Genomic DNA, 19847 nt, shown 5'->3' on the forward strand with positions numbered 1-19847 from the left:
CCGGTGCACGACCGCGGTGGCCACAGACCGGCCGCAAGCCAGCAGCGCCACCCCCGCCCGGGACGGGAACGTGGGGGCATGGTCTCCCTTCAGGCACGCGGCCGGTGGGCCGCGCTCGTACTGGCCGGGCTCACCCCGGTCGTCGCCGAGCTCACGCTGGGCAATCCGCCGCTGCGCCAGGCGTGGCTGCTGCTGGTGTGGACGCCGATCTACGGCGCGGGCACCGTCCTGATCCGCGAGCTGGTACGCCGTGCCGGTCGCGGGTGGGGGTCGGTGCTGCTGCTGGGGGCGGCGTACGGGATCGTGGAGGAGGGGCTGGCGCTGCAGGCGCTGACCAGCCCCACCCTGTACGGCGCGGCCGGGTGGGCGCCGCGCGTCCTGGGTCTCAACAGCGCCTACACCGAGCTGAACATCCCCTACCACGCGGTGTTCAGCGTGGCGCTGCCGATCCTGCTGGCCGACCTGCTGTTCCCGGCGCTGCGCCACCGCCCCTACCTGGGACGGGCCGGGCTGGTGGTGGCGGGCGTGGTGTTCGTGCTGGGTGTGCTGCTGCTGCGCTGGACGGCGGCCTTCATGGACCCCGGCTACCTGGCGCCGTGGCCGGTGCAGGCGGGGTTGCTGCTGGCGGTGGCGGCGCTGGCCGTCCTGGCGTTGCGGGTCGTCCCGCCGCCGTCAGCCGGGTCCCCGCCGGCGGCCGGGGGATCGGCGGGGGTGCCCGTTCCGGCGCTGGTGGCGGTGGGGGCCGGGGTCGTGGCGTTCGGGTATTTGGCGCTGCTGTTCCCCTTCGGCGGGGCCCGGCATCCTGCCTTCACCCAGGGCGGCTGGGTGGCGGCGCCGATGGGGGCCGCGGCGCTGCTGGCAGTGGGGGCCGCGCTGCTGGTACGGCGGTGGGCGGCCGCCGACCGCTGGGGCGAGCGGCACAGCCTGGCGCTGGCGGGCGGCGCGCTGGTCGGGCACACCGCCTTCGGAGTGCTGGCCAACGGTGAGACGGCCGCCGACCGGGTCTCGCTCGCGGTGCTCGGCCTGGTGACGGCCACTCTCTTGGCGCTGCTGGCCCGCCGTACGGACTGGCCTTCAACGCCGGCCGGTACGGGCCGCCTCCAGCGCTGAGGCGGTACGGGCCGCCTCCAGCGCTGAGCCGGTACGCGCCGACGTCCAGAGCCGGCCCGGTACACGCCAACTTCCGGCGCCGGCCCGGTACGCGCCGGCTCCCAACCCCCAGGCCCGCCGTACGGGCCGGGGCCTCAGCGGGCCGCGACAGCGGGCTGGGCGTGGCGCTGCACGGCGGCGGCGAACGCGGCGATCAGCGGGTGCGGACGCCGTCCGTCGCCGGCCAGTTCCGGCTGGAACAGCGTGCCGACGAAGAACGGGTGGCCGGGCAGCTCGGCCACCCGCACCATGCCGTCCTCGGCGTGGCCGGAGAAGACGAGCCCGTGCTCGGCCAGCGTCCCGCGGTAGGCGTCGTTGAGGCCGTAGGAGCAGCTGTAGGCCTCGACGATGGACGTGGTGCCCATGATCTGCTCGATCCGCGAGCCGGGGGTCAGCCGCACCAGTCCCTCGTGCCCGGCCAGCGAGCACGACAGCGGCTCCAGCAGGAACGCCTCGCCGCCGGGGCTGTTCTCGGCGTGGGCGACGTCCAGCCCGCACACGTTGCGGCCGTACTCCAGCAGCATGTGCTGGAAGCCGCCGCAGGTGCCCAGGAAGGGGATGCGCCGCTCGCGCGCGGTGCGGGCGGCCTGGACCGCGCCGGCCTCGCTGGCGTACGGGCTGCCGGGCATGATCCAGATGCCGTCGAAGCCGTCGAGGTCGTCGGCCTCGGTGGTGGGGATCCAGTAGGGGTCCAAAGCGATGCCGTCGCGTTCGCGCAGCGCCTCGATCAGGCGGGGGACGCGGGCGTGGGACCGGACGCTGGGTGAGCGGTCTGCGACCAGGGCGATTCTCATGCCTCCCATCGTGACCTCCACCCGTCCTTAAGCGCCAACGATGATGTCTGCACCTGGTATAAGCATTGCTGATGGACCCGAATCTGTTGCGCACGTTCGTGACGGTGGCCCGCCTGCGCTCCTTCTCGGCCGCCGCCCACGAGCTCGGCTACACCCAGTCGGCGATCTCCCAGCAGGTCGCGGCGCTGGAGGCCGATCTGGGGCTGCCGCTGCTCGGCCGCCGTCCGGTGGCGCCGACCCCGGCCGGTGAGCGGCTGCTGGAGCACGCGGGGCCGCTGCTGCTGCGCCTGCGGGCGGCGCGCGCCGACGTGCTGCGCGCGGCGGCCCAGCCGGCCCACCGGCTGCGGCTGGCCGCCACCCCGCTGGCGGTCAACGCCGTGCTGGCCGCACGGCTGGCCCAGGCGCGCGCCGCCCAGCCGCGCCTGCGGGTGGAGGTGCGCACCTGTGACCGGGACCGGCTGGCCGAGCTGCTGGCCGAGGGCGAGGCCGATCTCGGGCTGGCCGACGGCATCGCCGCGCCCAGCGACCCGCTGCGCCTGCCGGAGTCGGGGCCGATGACGACGGCAGGCGTCAGCGAGGAGGACCTGGTGGTGGCGTTGCCGCCGGGGCATCCGCTGGCGGGACGCCGGGCGTTGCGGCTGGCCGACCTCGTCGACGCCCGCTGGCTGCAGACGCCGCTGTGCCCGTTGCCGCGCCTGCGTGACCTGGCCGGTGACGGGTTCACCGCCGCGCTGGTCTACCAGGGCGACGACGTGCACACCGTGCTCAACCTGGTGGCCGCCGGGCACGGGCTGACGCTGCTGCCGGCCTCGGCCGGGCCGGGGGTGCCGCTGGCGGCGCCGCGCCTGGTGCACCGTGTGGAGCTGGTGCACGGCGCGCTGCCGCCCGGCCCGGCCGCCACCTTGGCCAGGGCCCTGTCCGGCCCGCCGGGCTGAGGCTGCCCAGGCAGGCCGGTCCGTGTGCGGCGGGTGGAGGGGTCAGGCGTGCCAGCCGGTCACCCCGCCCGGTACCGGCGCGGCCGGGTCGTAGGGCTCGCGGGTGAAGACGAACGTGTTGAGGTCGAGGTGGTCGGCGGCCACGCGCAGCGTCTCGCCGGCGTAGTAGCCGTCCAGCCCGAGCCAGGTGCCGTCGTCCTGGGCCACGAAGCGGGAGGCGCGGCCGCTGCCGTCGACGGGCGCCAGCGACAGCCCGCGGTCGGGCAGCAGCCGCAGCGCGTACGGCTTGGGCCCCCAGTGCCACAGCCCGGTCAGCGCCAGCAGGTCGGGGTCGGCGGGGGCGGGCTGCCATTCCTCGGGCAGGCGCGGCTCGTGCTCGTCGAGGATGTCGAGCAGGTCGGTGGTCAGGGTGCCGGTCATGCCGCTGGTGGTGTTGGCCATGAACAGCACGCCGACGCGTTCGGCCGGGTCGGCCCACACGGTGGCCAGGAACCCGGGCATGGACCCGGTGTGCCCGGCCAGGCGGCGCCCGCCGACGCGGGCCAGTTGCAGGCCCAGCCCGTAGCCGACGGTCCAGGAGTCGCCGTCGGCCACGCCGGCCGGTTCGCGCATCTCGGCCAGGGTGTCGGGCGACAGCACGCCGCCGGTGTCGCCGCCGACGAAGGCGGCCCAGCGGGCCAGGTCGTGCGGGGTGGACCACAGCTGCCCGGCCGGCCCCATGGCCACGGCGTCGTGCTCGGGCTCGGTGAGCACCGTGTCGGCCCACGGGTGGACGGCGTAGCCGGTGGCGTGCGGGGCGCGGGGGCGGGCGGTGGTGGCGTTCATCTCCAGCGGCGCCAGCACCTCCTGCCGCACGGCCTGCTGCCAGTCGGTGCCGCGCAGCCGGGCCACCAGCTCGCCCAGCAGCGCGAACCCGACGTTGGAGTAGTGGAAGAGGCGGCCGGGCCGGTGTCTGACCTGGTCGGGGCCCACCCGCTTGAGCAGGTCGGGCAGCTCCAGGCCGGGGGTGCGCTCCCACCAGTCGGTCGGCGGTTCGGCGGTCAGGCCCGAGGTGTGGGACAGCAGCTGGGCGACGGTGGCCTGCCCGGCGGCGGTGCCGGGCACGTGACGCTCCAGCGGGTCGGTCAGCGCGAGCCTGCCTTCGTCGCGCAGCCGCATGACGGCCACGGCCACGATCGACTTGGTGATCGATCCCAGCCGGTACTGGGTGGCCGGGGTCGGCGGGCCGTCGCCGACGCGGCCGCGGCCGCCGAACCACACCGTCCGCCCGTCGCGGACGATCGCCGCCGTCAGCGACGGCACCCTGCACTCGGCCTGTTCGACGGCCAGCCTGCGCAGCAGCGCGCGGGCCGTCACCTGTCCCACCTGACTCATGGGCGACAAGACTAGCGGCGCCGGCCGGCCTGGCCCTCATCGATCGTGGTGCTGCGGGGAGACCAGGCCGGCGTCGTAGGCGGCGATGACGAGCTGGACCCGGTCGCGGGCGCCGAGCTTGGTGAGCAGGCTGGCGATGTGGGCCTTGGCGGTGCCGGGGCTGATGTGCAGCCGGGCGGCGATCTCGGCGTTGGACAGGCCGCGTCCGGCCAGGGTCAGCACCTCGCGTTCGCGCGCGGTGACGCCCAGCGGCTCGCGCGGCAGCGGGCGGGGTTCGGGGCGGGCGGCGAACTCGGCGATGAGGCGGCGGGTGACGCTGGGCGCGATCAGCGCGTCGCCGGCCGCGACCACGTGCACGGCGGACAGGATGTCCTCCAGCGCCATGTCCTTGACCAGGAACCCGCTGGCTCCGGCCCGCAGCGCGGCGTGGACGTTGGCGTCGTCGTCGAACGTGGTGAGCATGATCACGCGCGTGTCGGGGGATTCGGCGGTGATGGCCCGGGTGGCCTCGATGCCGTCCATGCCGGGCATGCGGATGTCCATCACGACGACGTCGGGGCGCAGCCGGCGGGTGAGCTGGACGGCCTGGGCTCCCGTCCCGGCCTCCCCGGCGACGACGACGCCGGCGGTGCCGTCGATCACCATGCGCAGACCGGCGCGGATCAGCGGCTGGTCGTCGGCGAGCAGCACGCGGACGGTCACCGTGCCTCCACGTGAGCGCTGCGGCCGCCCTCGCGTGCCGGGGCGGGGTGCGGCAGCGGGAGGACGGCGGTGACGCGGAAGCCGCCCCGCGGGCCCGGCCCGGCGCTGAGGCGGCCGCCGAGCAGGTCGGCTCTCTCGCGCATCCCGGCGATCCCGTACCCACCGCCGTACCCACCGCCGGACCCACTGCCGGACCCACCGCCGGACGGAGTCGCGGCCGCTGTGGTGCCGGGTCCGTCGTCGGTGATATCGATGCGCAGTTCGCCGGCCGCGTAGTCCAGGACGACCTGGCAGCGGCGGGCGCCGGCGTGGCGGACGACGTTGGTCAGCGACTCCTGGACGATGCGAAAAGCGCACCGGTCGACGGCCTCGGGCAACCGGCGTGGCCTGCCCCGGCGGCGCACGTCCACCTCGAGGCCGGCGGCCGCGGTCGTGGCGGCGAGCCGGTCGAGGTCGTCCAGCCCCGCCCATGGGCTCGTCTGCGGCTCCCCGTCGGCCGGCGGCTCGCGCAGCACGCCGAGCATGTGCCGCAGCCCTTGCAGGGTCTGCCGGCCGGCGGCCTCGATCGCGCCGAGCGCCTGGCGTGCCTGCTCCGGCCGGCTGTCGATCACCCGGGCGCCCGCGCCGGCCTGGATGGCGATGACGCCGATGCTGTGGGCCACCATGTCGTGCAGCTCGCGCGCGATGCGCAGCCGGTCGGCCGTGACCGCCTGAAGCTCGGCCTGCGCACGCAGCGCCTGCCCGTACTCGCGTCGTTGCCGCAGCGTCGTGCCGGCCGTCCAGGCGACCACGACGCCCAGGCCGAGCAGGAGCGACAGCGCCAGGAAGCCCGGCGCGGCCACGCGCAGCCCGTGGGCCAGCAGGGTCCCGTGCCAGACCGCCTGCTGGACGATCAGCGTGGCGGCCGCCGCGACCAGCCCGGTCCGCCGCCTACGGGTGGCCGTGATGAGACAGACCAGCAGGTCGGCCGCCGGCAGCAGCGGCCAGATCCGCTCGGCGGGCTGCCCCCAGGCCGCCGCCGCGACCAGTTCGGCCGCCAGCACCGCCAGCACCGCGCACGGCCGCCGCCGGGCCCACACCGCAGGGACCGCCATCGCGGCGGCGAACCCGAGGTGCGTCGCATCCACCGGCAGCGGGCTCTGGCCCTCGGCCAGCGTCACGACGTACAGCAGCGGCAGGCAGGCCACCACGGCGCACCACGACAGCGCCGTCCGCGCGCCGTGCGGCAGCCGCTGCGTCAAAGGGGGCCTGGGCGTTGGTTCGCGCACCCGGCCGATCGTAGTCACCGGCCGCCGCTGCGGGCATCGGCCTGCCGGCCTATGCCCGCGGGCCACCCCGCCGGTAGGCGAATCGGCCCGCGGCCAGATGCCCCGCCTGCCCGGCCTGCGACACCGTTGGCCGGGTGATAGAAGTCAACCAACTGACCAAACGCTACGGCGCGGTGCGGGCCGTCAACGCGCTGACCTTCACCGTCCGGCCGGGCTGCGTCACCGGGTTCCTCGGCCCGAACGGCGCGGGCAAGAGCACCACGATGCGGATGATCCTCGGGCTGAACAGGCCCACCAGCGGCACCGCCACCATCGGCGGCCGTCCGTTCGCCCGTCATCGCGCCGGCCTGCGGCACGCCGGCGCGCTGCTGGACGCCGGCGACGTGCACGGCGGGCACACCGCGGCGGCGCACCTGTCGGCGCTGGCCCGCGGCAACGGCCTGCCGCGCCGCCGGGTGGGCGAGGTGCTGCGTGAGGTGGGCCTGGAGAGCGTGGCCCGCCGCCGGGTGGGCGGATTCTCCCTGGGCATGCGCCAGCGGCTCGGCATCGCCGCCGCCCTGCTGGGTGACCCGCCGGTGCTGCTGTTCGACGAGCCGGTCAACGGCCTGGACCCCGAGGGCGTGCGCTGGGTGCGCGGCCTGTTCCGCCGCCTGGCCGGGCAAGGGCGCACCGTGCTGGTCTCCAGCCACCTGATGAGCGAGATGGAGCACACCGCCGACCGGCTCGTCGTCATCGGCCGGGGCGAGCTGATCGCCGACGAGAGCGTGGCCGAGTTCGCCGCCCGCGGCACAGCGGGCGCGTCGGTGACCGTACGCTGCGGCGACCCGGCCGAACTGGCCGCCGTGCTGACCCAGGCGGGCGGCCGCGTGCAGCAGGAGGACGACGGCGCCCTGACCGTCACCGGGCTGAGCGCCGCCCGCATCGGCGAGCTGGCCTTCCAGCGGCGCATCGTGCTGCGGGAACTGGCGACGCGACGCGCCTCGCTGGAGCAGGCGTTCATGGAGCTGACCGCCGACCGCGCCGACCACCGCGCCCACCACCACGCCGACCACCGTGCTGCTGTGGCGGGTGAGCGGCGATGACGGCCGCCCGCTGGCGGGACCTGGTGGCCGCCGAGTGGATCAAACTGTGGTCGTTGCGCTCCACCCGCTGGCTGCTCGGCCTGGGCATACCGGCCATCGTCGCCCTCGCCGCCCAGAGCAGCCTGAACGCCTTGCGCGACTGGCCGACCTTCCCGCCGATGCAGAAGGCCGCGTTCAGCCCGCTGAGCGAGGCGTTCAGCGGGCTGTCGGCCACCATGCTGATGATCGGGGCGGGCGTCCTGGGCGCGCTGACGATCGTCGGCGAGTACGCCACCGGCCTCATCCGCACCACCCTGACCGCCGTCCCGGCCCGGCACCGCGTCGTGGCCGCCAAGCTGGCCGTCGTGGGCGGCGTGATGCTCGCCACCGGCGTGCTCGTCTCGGCCGCGAGCTTCGGCGTCAGCCAGGCCGTCCTGTCCGGCCTCGGCCTCGCCGTCGGGCCCGGCGATCCCGGCGTGCTGCGCGTGCTGGCCGCCAACGCGCTCCTGGCGCCGGTGTCGGGGCTGGTCGGCATGGGGGTCGGCGCGCTGCTGCGGCACACCGCGGCCGCCGTCGCGTCCGTCTGCGCGGTGCTGGTCATCGTGCCGACGTTCTTCCGGCCGACCGTCCACCAGTGGCTCAACGACCTGTACGCCCTGGTCCCCTTCTACGTCTGGCGTACCTGCCTGGGGCTGCCCCAGCTCCGTGACGATCCCGCTCTGCCCACGGTGGCCGGCTCCTGGGCCGTGTTCGCGGCCTGGCCGCTGGCCGCCGCCGTCCTGGCCGTGCTCGTCGTGCACCGCCGCGACGTCTGACCGCTGCGCGAAAGGAATCCGATGAACTCCCTGGTGTCCCGGCGCCTGCCGGTCCTCCCGCTGATGGCCTGCCTGGCCCTGGCCGTCACGGCCTGCGCCACGCCCACCGCCGCGGCGACCGCCACTGCGACCGCCACTGCGACCGCCACGGCCGCCGTCACGGCCACGCCCTCCAGCCCCGCCGCCACCGCCTCCCCGGCGCCCGCCCGGCTGGAACTGCCGCCTCCCACCGGCCCCGATCCGGTCGGCCGCGACGTCCTTTACCTGGTCGACACCAGCCGTGAGGACCCGTGGGTTCCCCGATCGGGGCCGCGCCGGCTGATGGTCTCGATGTACTACCCCGCCCGCTCGGCCACCGGCGCCCCGGCCCCCTTCATGACGGTGGAGGAGGCCGCGTCGTTGCTGCGGCGCAAGGCCCCCGGCGCCGGCCTGCCCGCTGAGACCGTCAGCGACATCCGCACCCACGCTCGCACCGGCACGCCGCCCAGGAACGGCCGCCACCCGCTGGTGGTGCTCTCACCCGGCCTCGGCCTGCCGCGGGCCAGCCTGACCTCCCTGGCCGAGGACCTGGCCAGCCGCGGCTACGTCGTCGCCTCGCTCGACCACGCCTACGAATCGTCGGGGACCGTCTTCCCCGGCCTCGGCCTGCTCACCTGCGCACCCCTGTGCGACCAGCCCAAGCCCCCCGAGGGCGGCAAGGCCGCCATCGCCAGGAACCGCGCCAAGGACGTCTCCTTCGTCCTGGACCGGCTGACCGGCCGCCACCCGGCCTGGAAACGCGCCCGCCTGATCGACCCCAAGCGCGTCGGCATGGCCGGCCACTCACTCGGCGGCGAGGCCGCCTCCGCCACCATGGCAGCCGACAAGCGGGTCAGGGCCGGGATCAACCTCGACGGCACCATCAGCGCGACCCTCCCCGCCACCGGCCTGGGCGATCGCCCCTTCCTGCTGATGGGCAGCCAGCGCGACCACAGCCCCGGTAAGGACGACACCTGGGACAGCGCCTGGCAGGCCCTGCGGGGCTGGAAGCGCTGGCTCACCGTCGCCCAGGCCCAGCACAGCAGTTTCACCGACCTGGCCCTCCCGCAGAGCCTGATCGGCCCGCCGGCTCCCGGCACCATCGCCGCCGGACGCGGCCTGGCGCTCACCCGCGCCTACGTCGCCGCCTTCTTCGACCAGCACCTTCGCCACCTCAAGCGGCCCCTGCTCGACGGCCCGACCCCGGACAACCCTGAGGTCGGCTTCCACAACCCGTGACCTTGCACCGGCAGGCTCACCGCCGCCGCTCGTGCGGCGGTGAGCCTGCCGGTGCGGTCAGCGGGTCCGGTCAGCGGGTGGGGGCGCGGTCGAAGGCGTCCAGGATGAGACGGCTGGCGTCCAGGTCGCGGGCGGTGTCGCCGAGCCGGGGCACCTCGATGGGGCCGGGCCAGGTGTGGCCGCCGCCGTCCACCGTGTACAGGCGCAGCGTGGCCCCCCGCGGGCAGGACGCCCACAGGCGCAGCCGGACGCGGCGCAGGGGGCGGCCGGTGACGGGGGAGGAGCAGCGCTGGGCGGCGGCCCAGGCGTCCATGGTCTGCTCGACCGGGGGCAGCACGATGAGCGCGGCCAGGTGCCGCAGTTCGCCGCCGGGCTCGGGGTGGCCGCCGTCGTAGGGGACCAGGCGGTCGGCGGTGCCGTGGAAGGCGACGATCGTGGTGGGGACGGGATGGGCGCAGGGCTGGGCGATGGGGATGCCGGCCACGGCGGCCACGCCGCTCAGGCGGCCGTCCAGGGCGCAGACGAGCGAGACGGCCAGGCCGGCGCCGTAGGACAGGCCGGCGGCGAACTCGCGTCCGGGGTGGGCGCACTGGTGGCGTTCGACCTCGTCGAGCAGGGCGGCCAGGTAGGCGGTGTCGTCGGGGCCGGCGGTGTGCGGCAGGGTCCAGGCCAGCCGTCCGGGCGCCGACTGGGGGGTGATGACGATGTAGCCGCGGCTTGGGCCGATCTGGGACAGGCGGCTGTAGACGGCCTGTTCGGCGGCGTCGGAGCCGAGGCCGTGCAGGTTGAGCAGCACGGGGTGGGGGCCGGGGCCGTCGGGGACGGCCAGCAGGTAGCGGCGGGTCAGGCCGGCGGTGGTGAGCTGGTGGGGGCCGGAGGTGAGCCGGCCGGCCGTGGCGGCACACCCCCTGCTCGCCGCCCCCCGCCCCCGCCCCCGCCCCTGCCCCGCTCCCTGGGACGATCCTGGTGAGGGTGCCGCTGCGGAGAATGCCTGACCGCCGGCGGAAGGCGACCGTTCGCCTGCGCCTGGCAGGGAGGGCACCCCACAGCCGGACAACGCCGCCACCAGGAGCGACATCAGCGCCATGACCGTCGTGCTCGCCCTGGCGCCCGCAACGCTGCTCGCACCGGCGCCCGAGGTGCAGGTCGCCGCGGCGCTTGAGGTGGTGCTGGTGCTGGTGCTGGTGCTGGTGGTGCTGGTACTGGTGGTGCTGGTCGTGCTGCTGGGGTCGGGGGCCGCGCTGGTGGCCGCGCTGATGCTCGCGCTCCTGCCCATCTCGCCCCCCGCACGCGTGCCGATGGTCGTACTGGCAAGTGTGCCTCCCACGGCCGCCCGTACGCGCGCATGCCGAAACCGGCCGCCCCCTGTGCCCGGGGGACGGCCGGTCAGGGGCGGCGGGTCAGCACACGATGAAGATGCTCTTCCAGCCGACGGGGGTGCGCTGCTCGGCGTTGCGGTTGGAGGCCAGTTCGAAGTGCATCACGCCGGAGGCGTTGGGCTGGTTGTACATGCGGCCGCTCTGGCCGTCGCCGTACCACTTGTAGGAGCCGTGGTAGGGGATGTTGGACACGCCGCAGGCGTCCAGGACGACCGAGCGGCCGGTGAAGCCGGGGCCTTCGTAGGCGACGTACTGGGAGGCGTACGCGGCGCCGGCCGAGGCGAGGACGAACCCGGCGGTGATCGCGGGGACGAGAAGGATCTTCTTCAACGTGTTCTCCTTCGAGGGTTCCTGACGAATGCCCACGGTGGGTAATCGTATGGCAACCCTTCGTACACGTCGAGACGTTTTCGCTGATGGCGAGGGCCAGGGCCCGGCGAGGACGGTTCACGACAGCGGTCCGGCCGTCAAAAAAGCCGCTCACCGCCACGCCTTGCGGCGGCGGTGAGCGGCTGGAAGCCGGCCCCTCAGGAGCAGGAGGAGCCAGGGCGAGCGGGGGAGCGGTCAGGACTTGGCGTGCAGGGCGCTGCCCTTCTTCCACTGCGAGAAGGGCAGCTGCCAGTAGCCCCACCCGTTGTTCCACTCCAGCTCGCGATTGGTCCCGGTGATCTCCACGACGTCGCCGCGCTGGAAGTTGTCGTAGAACCACTTGGCCTGGTCGGGGCGGGAGTTGATGCAGCCGTGGCTGACGTTGCGCACGCCCTGGGCCCAGACGTTGTCCTTGGCGTGGACGTACTCGCCGGAGTTGGAGATGCGCACGGCGTGGTTGATCATCACGTCGTAGTAGCCGGGGTCGCCCTTCTTGCGGCCGGGGGAGATCATGCGCACCGGGTTGCCGCGTTCCATCGTCAGGTGCACGCCGGAGGTCGTGGTGTACTCGCGGGTGGTGGCCATGCCGGCGCTGATGCGCATGGTCTGCACGCGCTTGTTGTCCTTGTAGACGTACATCATGTGGGTCTTGGTGTTGACCTTGCTGATGACCTTGGCGCCGATCTTGAGGCTGGCGGAGTAGTCCTTCACGCCGTACAGGCCCTTGCCGGCCTTGACGCCGGTGATGCGGGCGTTGAAGGTGACCTTCTGGTGGGCGGGCCAGTACTTGGCGGTGCGGTAGATGACGGTGGTGTCGTTGATCCACCGCCAGGCGCCGGTGACGGGCTTCTCGGCCTCCACCTCCAGCGCGCGCTCGACGGCCGCCTTGCCGGTGACCGGCTGGTTGAAGGTGACGATGATCGGGGCGCCGACCCCGACCGTCTCGCCCTTGGCGTTGGGGGTGACGTCGGCGACCTGCAGCTCCCGCTCGGGCTTGAGCGTGGTGAAGGTGGCCGTGGCGGCGGTGGCGCCGGCCTTGGCCGCGACGTTGTAGTTGGTGGAGGGCTTCAGCGGCGTCCGGGAGACCCACTTGGTCTTGTCGGCGTTGAACCTGCCCTCGACCGCCTGGCCGCCGCCCTCGACGGTCACCTGCTCCAGCGCGCCGCCGGCGGCGGTGACCACGACCTTCTTGTCGGGGCTGACCTTGGCGCTGCCTTCGGCGGGGCTGATGGTCACGGTGGGCGCCTGCGGGGTGGCCACGGTGGTGGCGTCGGGCGCTTCCGGCCCGCGCGAGGCGGCGTTCCCGCTCGAGCAGGATGCCGTCAGGGCCGCCACCGCCAGCAGCGCGAGGCCGGCGGCAGACTTCGTCCAAGCGGGCGCAACGTTCAAGACTGTCCTCTCCACCAGGGCGGCAAACCCACCCCAAAGACTCTAATGCTCCTGCATGTATGACGCAGAAGCATTTAGGAGAGTTCGGTCACATTTGCATCACTAATTGCTGTCAACCCCAGGTCAACCTGCGTCAACGCGACGATCAACGCTCGTGCCCGCGGGGGGTTCAGCGCCGCTCCAGGCGATGGGTCAGGCTCGTGTGCCGCCGTCCGGCCCCCTTGGTCCGTACGGCCTGGGCCAACGCCCGCCGCGACCCCACGATCACCACCAGCCTCTTGGCCCGCGTGATCGCGGTGTAGAGCAGATTGCGCTGCAACATCATCCACGCGCTGGTGGCCAGCGGGATCACCACCGCCGGATACTCGCTGCCCTGACTGCGGTGGATGGAGACCGCATAGGCGTGGGCCAGCTCGTCCAGCTCGTCGAAGGCGTAGTCGACCTCCTCGTCCTCGTCGGTGCGCACGGTCAGGCTGTGGTCGTCGGGACGGATGCCGGTGACGATCCCCACCGTGCCGTTGAACACCCCCGCCGCGCCCTTGTCGTAGTTGTTGCGCAACTGGGTGACCTTGTCGCCCACCCGGAACACCCGCCCGCCGTAACGGCGCTCGGGCATGCCCTCGCGGGCCGGGGTCAGCGCCTCCTGCAGCGCGATGTTGAGCGCCCCAGCCCCGGCCGCGCCACGGTGCATCGGCGCCAGCACCTGCACCTCGCGCCGGGCGTCCAGCCCGAACCTGGCCGGGATGCGCCGCGCGACCACGTCCACCGTCATCGCCGCGATCTCCTCCGGCTCCTCACACGGGAACAGGAAGAAGTCCGACATGCCGGCCAGCACCGGATGGTGCCCGGTGTTGACCCGATGGGCGTTGGTCACCACCCCCGACTCCTGCGCCTGGCGGAAGATCTGCGTCAACCGCACCCGCGGCACGTCCACGGCGGCCAGCAGATCCTTCAGCACCTCCCCGGCCCCCACCGAGGGAAGCTGGTCCACGTCGCCCACCAGCAGCAGATGCGTGCCCGGCGCCACCGCCTTCACCAGCTTGTTGGCCAGCAGCAGGTCCAGCATCGAGGCCTCGTCCACCACCACCAGGTCGGCGTCCAGCGGATTGTCGCGGTCGAACGTGGCCTCCCCGCCCGGCCTCAGCTGCAACAACCGGTGGACCGTGGTGGCCTCGTGCCCGGTCAGCTCCGACAACCTCTTGGCCGCCCGCCCGGTCGGCGCGGCCAGGATCACCTTGGCCCGCTTGGCCCTGGCCAGCGTCACGATCGAGCGCACGGTGAAACTCTTGCCGCACCCCGGCCCGCCCGTCAGCACCGCCACCTTGCACGTCAGCGCCAGCCGTACCGCCTGACGCTGCTCAGGCGCCAGCTCGGCGCCCGTCTGGGCCGCCAGCCACGACTCCGCCCGCTCCCAGTCGACGTCGGCGAAGGACCGCAGCCGGTCATGGCCGCTGTTCAGCAACGACAACAACCCGCCGGCCAGCGACAGCTCGGCCCGGTGGAAGGGCGGCAGATACACCGCCGGCACGCTGTTGTCCCCGGCCGGCACCTGCTCGCGCACCACCCCCTCCTCGGCCGCCAGCTCCTCCATGCACCGCGTGGCCAGCTCGGCCGGCACGTCGAGGATCTTGACCGCGTCGGCCACCAGGTTCGGCGCCGGCAGGTAGCAGTGGCCGTCGTCGGCCGCCTGCGACAACGTGTACCGCAGCCCCGCCTTGACCCGCTCGGGACTGTCATGCGGAATCCCCACCGCCTGGGCGATGGTGTCGGCCGTCTTGAACCCGATGCCCCACACCTCGTCGGCCAGCCGGTACGGCTGCTCCCGCACCACCGAGATCGACGACTCCCCGTACTGCTTGAAGATCCGCACCGCGATCGACGTGGACACCCCGACCCCCTGCAGAAAGATCATCACCTCCTTGATGATCTTCTGCTCCTCCCACGCCGCCGCGATCATCTTCGTCCGCTTGGGACCCAGCCCGGGAACCTCCACCAGGCGCTGCGGCTCCTGCTCGATCACCTCCAGCGTCCCCGTACCGAAATGATCGACGATCCGCTCGGCCATCTTCGGCCCGATCCCCTTGATCAGCCCCGACCCCAGATAACGCCGGATGCCCTGAACCGTGGCCGGCAACACCGTGGTGTAGGACCACACCTCGAACTGCCTGCCGTACCGCGGATGCGACGTCCACCGCCCCCGCAACCGCAACGACTCCCCGACCTGCGCCCCCAGCAACGGCCCCACCACCGTCAGCAACTCCGCCCCCGACCGCTCGGTGGCCACGCGCGCGATCGTGTACCCCGTCTCCTCACTGGCGAAGGTGATGCGCTCAAGGACGGCATCCAGGGAGACACCGGGCGAACCGTTGGCGTCAGGCTTCACGCAAACCCCTCTGTTGCCTGTTTTGAAGGCAAGGGTAGAGCAGCAGACAGACAAGGACCGGGGGAGCAGGGCGCATCCCCGGCAGCCCCGCGACCACACGGCCTTGTGGAAGTCGGTGTCGATCGTACGGCTCGCGTAGAACAGTAGTGATCACAAGAACCCGCCCCGAAGCACTCGCCGCCGCCGGCCACGTCCCGGCCGAAGCGAGGGCGCGCGAGCGCGCCGCCCGAGCGGGCGCCAGAAGCAGGCTTCCATCACCGGGGTGATCTCGCGGCGAGCCTCCGACCGGACCGTGTGAACCGCCCGTGGCGACGCTGCTCACGATCATGACGATCACGCACAGCTATCCCACGACTTCGCGCCCCACCTTCTGTCCACTGCCTCTGCCCTGGTCGCCTGGGACGGTGTCGATGGGCTTGAGAGCACGCCGGGCGGCAGCCGAACGGGTGATGGCCGTCCACGCCGATCTGTTCGAGCAGTTCCGCCGCCAGGAGGTGGCCGGCCGCGTCGCGTCGCTGACGCGCCAGTTCCCGGCAGAGCTGGACAAGGTTCTGGGTGACAACGGTGGCGCCGAAGCATGAGCGCAGCAGACAGAACGCCGCAGGGCGACGGCGAAAGTGGCGCTCGGCAGGATCACGTCGATCGCCTCGATCGCAGGACTGCTGTACGCCGTCTCGGAGGACGAGGTCGTCGCCGACTGCGTGACGGTCACGGCCGAGACGGACGGCACGTACCGGATCATGGATGCCCCGACGACCTGCGCCCCAGGTATCCAGTGACGATCGTCGGCGCCCCGCCTACTCTGGGCTCTGAAGCGCCACATCTGTTTCAGAGCATGTCGTACTTACGAAGCAGTTGGGGGTAGGTCGTGAATACATCCGAGGCCCTTGATTTTGTCGAGACTCAGCTCGCCGAGAGAATCGGCCAATTCCGAAGCTCACGTAACTTCTTCCGCGGTGGTTCACGGAAACAGGCAATGACTACCACGGCGCTAGGCGCGCTGACCACCTTCCTTGTGGCGATCAACCAAATATTCGATTCGCCTTGGATCGCCATCCCGGCTCTGGCTTCAGCAGGACTGGCAACCGTGGGAAGCGCCTGGACAGGGTGGTACGGGTACAAGGACTCCTGGGTTGCAGCAAATGACACTCTGACCAAATTGAGGGATCTGGAATTCAAGATTCGATACGAAAAAGCCGTCAACGGTCAGACTCTGGGACAAGACCGCCTAGATGCCTACGTCCGGGAATATCAAGCCATCCTGACTGAAGCGCACGAAAAGTGGCGGCAACTCAGATTGGCTCAGCCTTGATTTTCAGGACCCAGAACCCGCGTAAGGGCCTCTCGACCGCAGGGGAGGTGACGGCCTCCGGCTTGCTGCGCCTACCCCGCGCCCGGAGGCCGTCTCAATCGCTCCCGAAACAGAGCAACCACACGACCCAGCCGTGCTCGGCGGAGACAACCAGTGGCGATCTCCATCATCGCATCTTCCGGGCGCCCTCGCCGCAAGTGAGGCTCGGGTGCAGTTGTCCAGCCGCGGCCTCGTGCCGTATGGCGCCGCTGCATCAGGTGCAGGCTCAGCGCCGTCTCCCACGTCTTGTCCGCCTGGCCAGCGATGCGCACGCGGGCCAGAACCTCTCCGGCGAGGAGACCCAAAAGGTTCTCGGACCATGCCCATGAGGGTCACTGGGATCACAGCGCGATCGACGTTGTACAACGACGGCCGTTGACCTGCATGCTCCTGCTCGGGCAGGCGCTGGATGACGGCTCTGGACCCGATGGGATGAACTGGCTCCGCCGCACTTGCATCACGATCAAAATTTGTCCGGGTGGCGAATCCGGGTTCCGGACAATCCCTCTGCCACCAAGACTGGGGCCCTGCCTGCCGGTACCTGCTCGGCGGGCTGACCTTTGACGACCTGTGCTTGCTCAGGCGACCCACGAGGAGACCTCATGCTGAAAAGACTCGTCCCGGCTGCCGTCGCCGCCCTCTCTCTGGCAGGGCTGGCGTTCACATCGCCGGCGAGCGCAGACAGCCTTTCCAGTTACACGGCCTACGGTTGCGCGAGCGGAGACTTCTGCGTGTATTCGACAAAGGTCATCTCCGCAGGCACGAAGATCGGCATTGGCCGGGGCGAAAATTGGTCATCCACGGTGGCCAACAGCCCGTACAAGAACGTCCGATCCTTCTTCAACAACGGCAAGATCGACACCTATGACCACGTCAGAGTCCTGTACGTTGGTGCGGACGGCGCCGCGAACTGGAAGTGCGTTCACCGCGCCGAAGACGGCGACCTCGCGGCAGGACATGAGCTTCCCGTTGCCGTGCTGCCCGTGACTGTCGTCCAGATCGAGTGGCTCAAAGAGAACTGCGCGCGGTAGTCCGCATCTACCGGTAGTCCGGCGGACACCAGCACCACCGAGAGCCCACGGCGATCCTTGAGCTGCGACCGAGGGGGCGGGGGCTCTCTCCGTGTCCGGGCAGGCGTCGGCAAGCTGGGCGATGGCCGCCTTCTCGGTCGGTTCGACGCTCAGGCCCCGTCGCCGTTTCACTGTCACCCACTCGGCCAGGTATCAGCAGTAGGCGCCTGGTAAGGCGGGAGCCATTCGGCGGGATCTTGATCGGCCTTGCTCTGATCGACGGAGTCGGTGACGGCCACCGGCGCGACTGGCTCGTCGAGGCCGTTGGCGTAGCGCTTGCGGCTCTCATCGCTCCATGTGGAGGCTCCCGAATCCCACGCCTCAGCCAGCGGGACCATGTGCTCGATCTTTGGCCAGTGACACCTTCGTTGTGCACCCATGGCCGCATGCCCTGCGATCAGAGAACCACGTGAGGCCATGAAGGTGCCAACGGCTGCGAGCAGTCCGCCGACCGCTGCGACAGTGCCCGCCGACACAGTAACCCGCTCGATTGCTCTGGCGGCTGCCATGTTCGGTACCGCACCCGCCGCTCACATCAGGGTGAACGAATCTGAGTAGCAGGGCCGCTGTTGTCGGCTTGATCAGGATCCTGTACCACCGCTGACGATGCAGATGGACCAAGCACCAGGCCGGGAACGCTCTTTGTCGGCAGGCCGGCCGGAGGATGCGACCAATCTGCTACCTGATCGAGGTAGACGGCGCCCCCGTCGAATTTCGCCCCATCGAACTCAACCGTCCCGCCGGAGAACTTCGCCCTCCGGAACTGGACGGTGCTGCCGGAGAACTCTGCCCCGCTGAAGCCGACGTGGCCGTCTGAGAATTCCGCCTCATCGAAATCGACCCAACCGCCGGAGAACACCGCCCGGCCGAACTGGACGGTGCTGCCGGAGAATTTGGTTCGGGTGAAGGAGACGTGGCCGGAGAAATTCGCTTGATAGATCAAGACCTCGCTGCCAGAGAACTCCGCTCCGCCAAACAGAACCGAGCCACCAGAAGATCTCGCTCTGTCGAAGCGGACCTTGCCCCCCAAGAATTTCGCCCCACTGAACCGGACGACGCCAGAAGGGAAGGCGGTGCTGGTGAAGTTGATGTTGTGGTCGATGGTGACGCCGGTGAAGTCGAGGTCGGCGCCGTGCCAGGGAGTGGGAGCGTCGACCTTGAGGCGAGCAGCAATCAGACGCCAGATAGTCAAGCGGACCTCACGCATGGCGCGCCAGGCGAGATGTGCTGCGGGATCGAGACTGGCCTCTGGTTCAGGGGCTGAGGGCATGCGTAGATAGGCGCACAGCACGTCGATGCACATCTGCCGGCCCCCTTCCCAATCGTCAGCCAGAGCGGCCAAGGCGGATATGCAGGCCAGGCGGACCGCTGGCGAGTCGTCACCGAGGCGGCCGCTGGCAGTGGCGAAGCGCTCGTTGTACAGCTTGGCCTGCTCGCGACTCTCTCCAGCTTCGGTGATGCGTTGCTTTCGGTAGGCCACGACGAGGGCGACCACTCCGCCGATGCCGGCGACCACGGCTAGGGAGATCTTGACGATCTCCAGAATCTCCGTCGCGGTTGGCCGTATGTTCGCCAGATCGACCGTGGCGAGTTGGGCAAATGCCAGGGCGACAAGGCCAACCGCTGCTGCGCCCGCCAGTACGACCGTCAGGGCAATGGCCGCGCTGATGGGCAGCAGTTGCACGGGGCGCCCAATTCGCGGCTCCCGCCAGCGGGTCGACCGGAGAGCCTTGGGAGTGCGGCGAAGGCGCGGTAATGGCATGTCATCAGAATGCCTCGCCAACTGCGGCCATCGACGGGCGTTACGCGGCTGTGCACAGATTGAGCTGTTGAGCTGGCTAACCCTGCCGCTCGGCCACGACCGCTGGAGTAGCCAACGCCTGGCAGTTGGCCTCGAAGCGGTGGTCGGCAGGCACCTGTCGCTTGACGAGATGGTGAGACGGCATTGCTGATCGTGGCGGTGCTCATGTCGTGGTTCGCATGCTGGGGATGATCGCGTTGCTGTGGACACCCGTCGTCCTGCGTGTACGGGCCTGTGTGTCGCAGACGTATGCAGGAGGGCGAGGTGGACCCGTGACCGATGACGTGCTCACGGGCTGCTGTGGACGATTGTGGGCTGTGTGAGTTGCGGGCGATATGTGTGGTTTAGAGCGCTAGTGTGCGTCGTCGACGGACCGCTCGGCCCGTCGAGTGGTCGGATGCTGTCGGGGGGGGCGAGTCACTCCCTGTAGGTGACGGCTCTCCCCACCATGCGCGCGAGGCGCTACCGGCCACACGCACGACACCGGCCTGGTGGGTGGCGGGCGACGTCACGCCGGTCACCCAGAGAGACCGACTTGCCGTGGACGAGCGACTGCGGGCGGGGCTGCCCCGCTCCAGAAGCTGTCAGTGCGACATCTCCGCTGGCTGCTGCGGATCGCGTTCGACCTCGGCGCAACCGTCAGCGACATCCAGCACGCGTCGACCATCGATCAGGCGGCAGCCCGTGGGCTCACACACACAGGAGGCAGTGGCTTCCTGGTTGGATCCGGCATCCCTTGTCGGCAAAGCA

The 19847-nt window shown here is 71.5% G+C and carries 18 protein-coding genes; 9 read left to right on the forward strand and 9 right to left on the reverse strand.

All coding sequences use genetic code 11. The features are described 5' to 3' along the window. Positions 1 to 78 precede the first annotated feature (78 nt). Positions 79 to 1110, forward strand: a complete 1032-nt coding sequence (locus ACFYYW_RS20830; RefSeq protein ID WP_387650690.1) for a hypothetical protein — start codon at positions 79 to 81, stop codon at positions 1108 to 1110. 134 nt (positions 1111 to 1244) lie between these two features. Here the strand turns inward: ACFYYW_RS20830 and ACFYYW_RS20835 are convergent, their stop codons facing one another. Then, entirely contained in the window at positions 1245 to 1943 is a 699-nt protein-coding gene (locus tag ACFYYW_RS20835) for a gamma-glutamyl-gamma-aminobutyrate hydrolase family protein (RefSeq protein WP_387650691.1), read from the reverse strand. Between the two features lie 71 nt (positions 1944 to 2014). Here ACFYYW_RS20835 and ACFYYW_RS20840 point away from each other — a divergent pair, with 71 nt between their 5' ends. After that, entirely contained in the window at positions 2015 to 2878 is an 864-nt protein-coding gene (locus ACFYYW_RS20840; RefSeq protein ID WP_387650692.1) for a LysR family transcriptional regulator, read from the forward strand. Positions 2879 to 2920: 42 nt separating this feature from the next. Here ACFYYW_RS20840 and ACFYYW_RS20845 read toward each other — a convergent pair whose 3' ends face one another. From ACFYYW_RS20845 to ACFYYW_RS20855, 3 genes are read right to left on the reverse strand one after another with little or no spacing between them, the layout of a single operon-like run. Then, complete coding sequence (locus ACFYYW_RS20845; RefSeq protein WP_387650694.1) at positions 2921 to 4252, reverse strand: serine hydrolase domain-containing protein; 1332 nt, start codon at positions 4250 to 4252, stop codon at positions 2921 to 2923. Positions 4253 to 4288: 36 nt separating this feature from the next. Continuing rightward, positions 4289 to 4954 (reverse strand): response regulator, encoded by a 666-nt coding sequence (locus tag ACFYYW_RS20850; protein ID WP_387650695.1) that lies wholly within the window; start codon positions 4952 to 4954, stop codon positions 4289 to 4291. Beyond that, a complete protein-coding gene (locus tag ACFYYW_RS20855; RefSeq protein WP_387650697.1) occupies positions 4951 to 6222 on the reverse strand; it encodes a sensor histidine kinase in 1272 nt (423 codons plus the stop codon). Before ACFYYW_RS20855 ends, ACFYYW_RS20850 begins: the two co-directional genes overlap by 4 nt. Before the next feature lie 134 nt (positions 6223 to 6356). Here ACFYYW_RS20855 and ACFYYW_RS20860 point away from each other — a divergent pair, with 134 nt between their 5' ends. From ACFYYW_RS20860 to ACFYYW_RS20870, 3 genes are read left to right on the forward strand one after another with little or no spacing between them, the layout of a single operon-like run. Beyond that, complete coding sequence (locus tag ACFYYW_RS20860; protein WP_387650698.1) at positions 6357 to 7304, forward strand: ABC transporter ATP-binding protein; 948 nt, start codon at positions 6357 to 6359, stop codon at positions 7302 to 7304. Further along, positions 7301 to 8098: a hypothetical protein gene (locus tag ACFYYW_RS20865; RefSeq protein WP_387650700.1), complete on the forward strand. Its 798-nt coding sequence runs from the start codon at positions 7301 to 7303 to the stop codon at positions 8096 to 8098. Before ACFYYW_RS20860 ends, ACFYYW_RS20865 begins: the two co-directional genes overlap by 4 nt. A 21-nt stretch (positions 8099 to 8119) precedes the next feature. After that, the gene (locus ACFYYW_RS20870; RefSeq protein WP_387650702.1) at positions 8120 to 9355 is read left to right on the forward strand and encodes an alpha/beta hydrolase family protein; all 1236 of its coding nucleotides are present in this window, start codon (positions 8120 to 8122) and stop codon (positions 9353 to 9355) included. Between the two features lie 70 nt (positions 9356 to 9425). Here the strand turns inward: ACFYYW_RS20870 and ACFYYW_RS20875 are convergent, their stop codons facing one another. The 4 genes from ACFYYW_RS20875 to ACFYYW_RS20890 all read right to left on the reverse strand — a co-directional run bounded on the left by ACFYYW_RS20875 (position 9426) and on the right by ACFYYW_RS20890 (position 14875). Continuing rightward, positions 9426 to 10631, reverse strand: a complete 1206-nt coding sequence (locus tag ACFYYW_RS20875; protein ID WP_387650703.1) for an alpha/beta hydrolase family esterase — start codon at positions 10629 to 10631, stop codon at positions 9426 to 9428. 124 nt (positions 10632 to 10755) lie between these two features. Continuing rightward, on the reverse strand, positions 10756 to 11064 hold the full coding sequence (locus ACFYYW_RS20880) for a MiAMP1 family antimicrobial peptide (protein ID WP_352329610.1): 309 nt from the start codon (positions 11062 to 11064) through the stop codon (positions 10756 to 10758). Between the two features lie 234 nt (positions 11065 to 11298). Then, the gene (locus ACFYYW_RS20885) at positions 11299 to 12492 is read right to left on the reverse strand and encodes an Ig-like domain-containing protein (protein ID WP_387650705.1); all 1194 of its coding nucleotides are present in this window, start codon (positions 12490 to 12492) and stop codon (positions 11299 to 11301) included. Positions 12493 to 12661: 169 nt separating this feature from the next. Beyond that, positions 12662 to 14875, reverse strand: a complete 2214-nt coding sequence (locus ACFYYW_RS20890) for an ATP-dependent RecD-like DNA helicase (protein WP_387650707.1) — start codon at positions 14873 to 14875, stop codon at positions 12662 to 12664. A gap of 305 nt (positions 14876 to 15180) precedes the next feature. Between ACFYYW_RS20890 and ACFYYW_RS20895 the strand changes: the two genes are divergently transcribed. From ACFYYW_RS20895 to ACFYYW_RS20910, 4 genes are all read left to right on the forward strand, one after another. Further along, positions 15181 to 15456 (forward strand): hypothetical protein, encoded by a 276-nt coding sequence (locus tag ACFYYW_RS20895; RefSeq protein WP_387650709.1) that lies wholly within the window; start codon positions 15181 to 15183, stop codon positions 15454 to 15456. 36 nt (positions 15457 to 15492) lie between these two features. Further along, complete coding sequence (locus ACFYYW_RS20900) at positions 15493 to 15654, forward strand: hypothetical protein (RefSeq protein WP_387650710.1); 162 nt, start codon at positions 15493 to 15495, stop codon at positions 15652 to 15654. 89 nt (positions 15655 to 15743) lie between these two features. Continuing rightward, positions 15744 to 16187 (forward strand): SLATT domain-containing protein, encoded by a 444-nt coding sequence (locus ACFYYW_RS20905; RefSeq protein WP_387650712.1) that lies wholly within the window; start codon positions 15744 to 15746, stop codon positions 16185 to 16187. 641 nt (positions 16188 to 16828) lie between these two features. Then, positions 16829 to 17257, forward strand: coding sequence for a hypothetical protein (locus ACFYYW_RS20910; protein WP_387650713.1), 429 nt, complete (start codon positions 16829 to 16831; stop codon positions 17255 to 17257). A gap of 574 nt (positions 17258 to 17831) precedes the next feature. Here ACFYYW_RS20910 and ACFYYW_RS20915 read toward each other — a convergent pair. Then, on the reverse strand, positions 17832 to 18980 hold the full coding sequence (locus tag ACFYYW_RS20915) for a pentapeptide repeat-containing protein (protein WP_387650714.1): 1149 nt from the start codon (positions 18978 to 18980) through the stop codon (positions 17832 to 17834). Positions 18981 to 19847 lie beyond the last annotated feature (867 nt).

Origin of the sequence: Nonomuraea sp. NPDC001831, assembly GCF_042892035.1 — a bacterium.
In the GTDB taxonomy this organism is placed as follows: domain Bacteria; phylum Actinomycetota; class Actinomycetes; order Streptosporangiales; family Streptosporangiaceae; genus Nonomuraea.

Excerpts from the sequence above, each read along its gene's own strand:
- ACFYYW_RS20830 (WP_387650690.1), top strand. The coding sequence starts at position 79 with ATGGTCTCCCTTCAGGCACGCGGCCGGTGGGCCGCGCTCGTACTGGCC.
- ACFYYW_RS20835 (WP_387650691.1), bottom strand. The coding sequence starts at position 1,943 with ATGAGAATCGCCCTGGTCGCAGACCGCTCACCCAGCGTCCGGTCCCAC.
- ACFYYW_RS20840 (WP_387650692.1), top strand. The coding sequence starts at position 2,015 with ATGGACCCGAATCTGTTGCGCACGTTCGTGACGGTGGCCCGCCTGCGC.
- ACFYYW_RS20845 (WP_387650694.1), bottom strand. The coding sequence starts at position 4,252 with ATGAGTCAGGTGGGACAGGTGACGGCCCGCGCGCTGCTGCGCAGGCTG.
- ACFYYW_RS20865 (WP_387650700.1), top strand. The coding sequence starts at position 7,301 with ATGACGGCCGCCCGCTGGCGGGACCTGGTGGCCGCCGAGTGGATCAAA.
- ACFYYW_RS20870 (WP_387650702.1), top strand. The coding sequence starts at position 8,120 with ATGAACTCCCTGGTGTCCCGGCGCCTGCCGGTCCTCCCGCTGATGGCC.
- ACFYYW_RS20875 (WP_387650703.1), bottom strand. The coding sequence starts at position 10,631 with ATGGGCAGGAGCGCGAGCATCAGCGCGGCCACCAGCGCGGCCCCCGAC.
- ACFYYW_RS20910 (WP_387650713.1), top strand. The coding sequence starts at position 16,829 with ATGCTGAAAAGACTCGTCCCGGCTGCCGTCGCCGCCCTCTCTCTGGCA.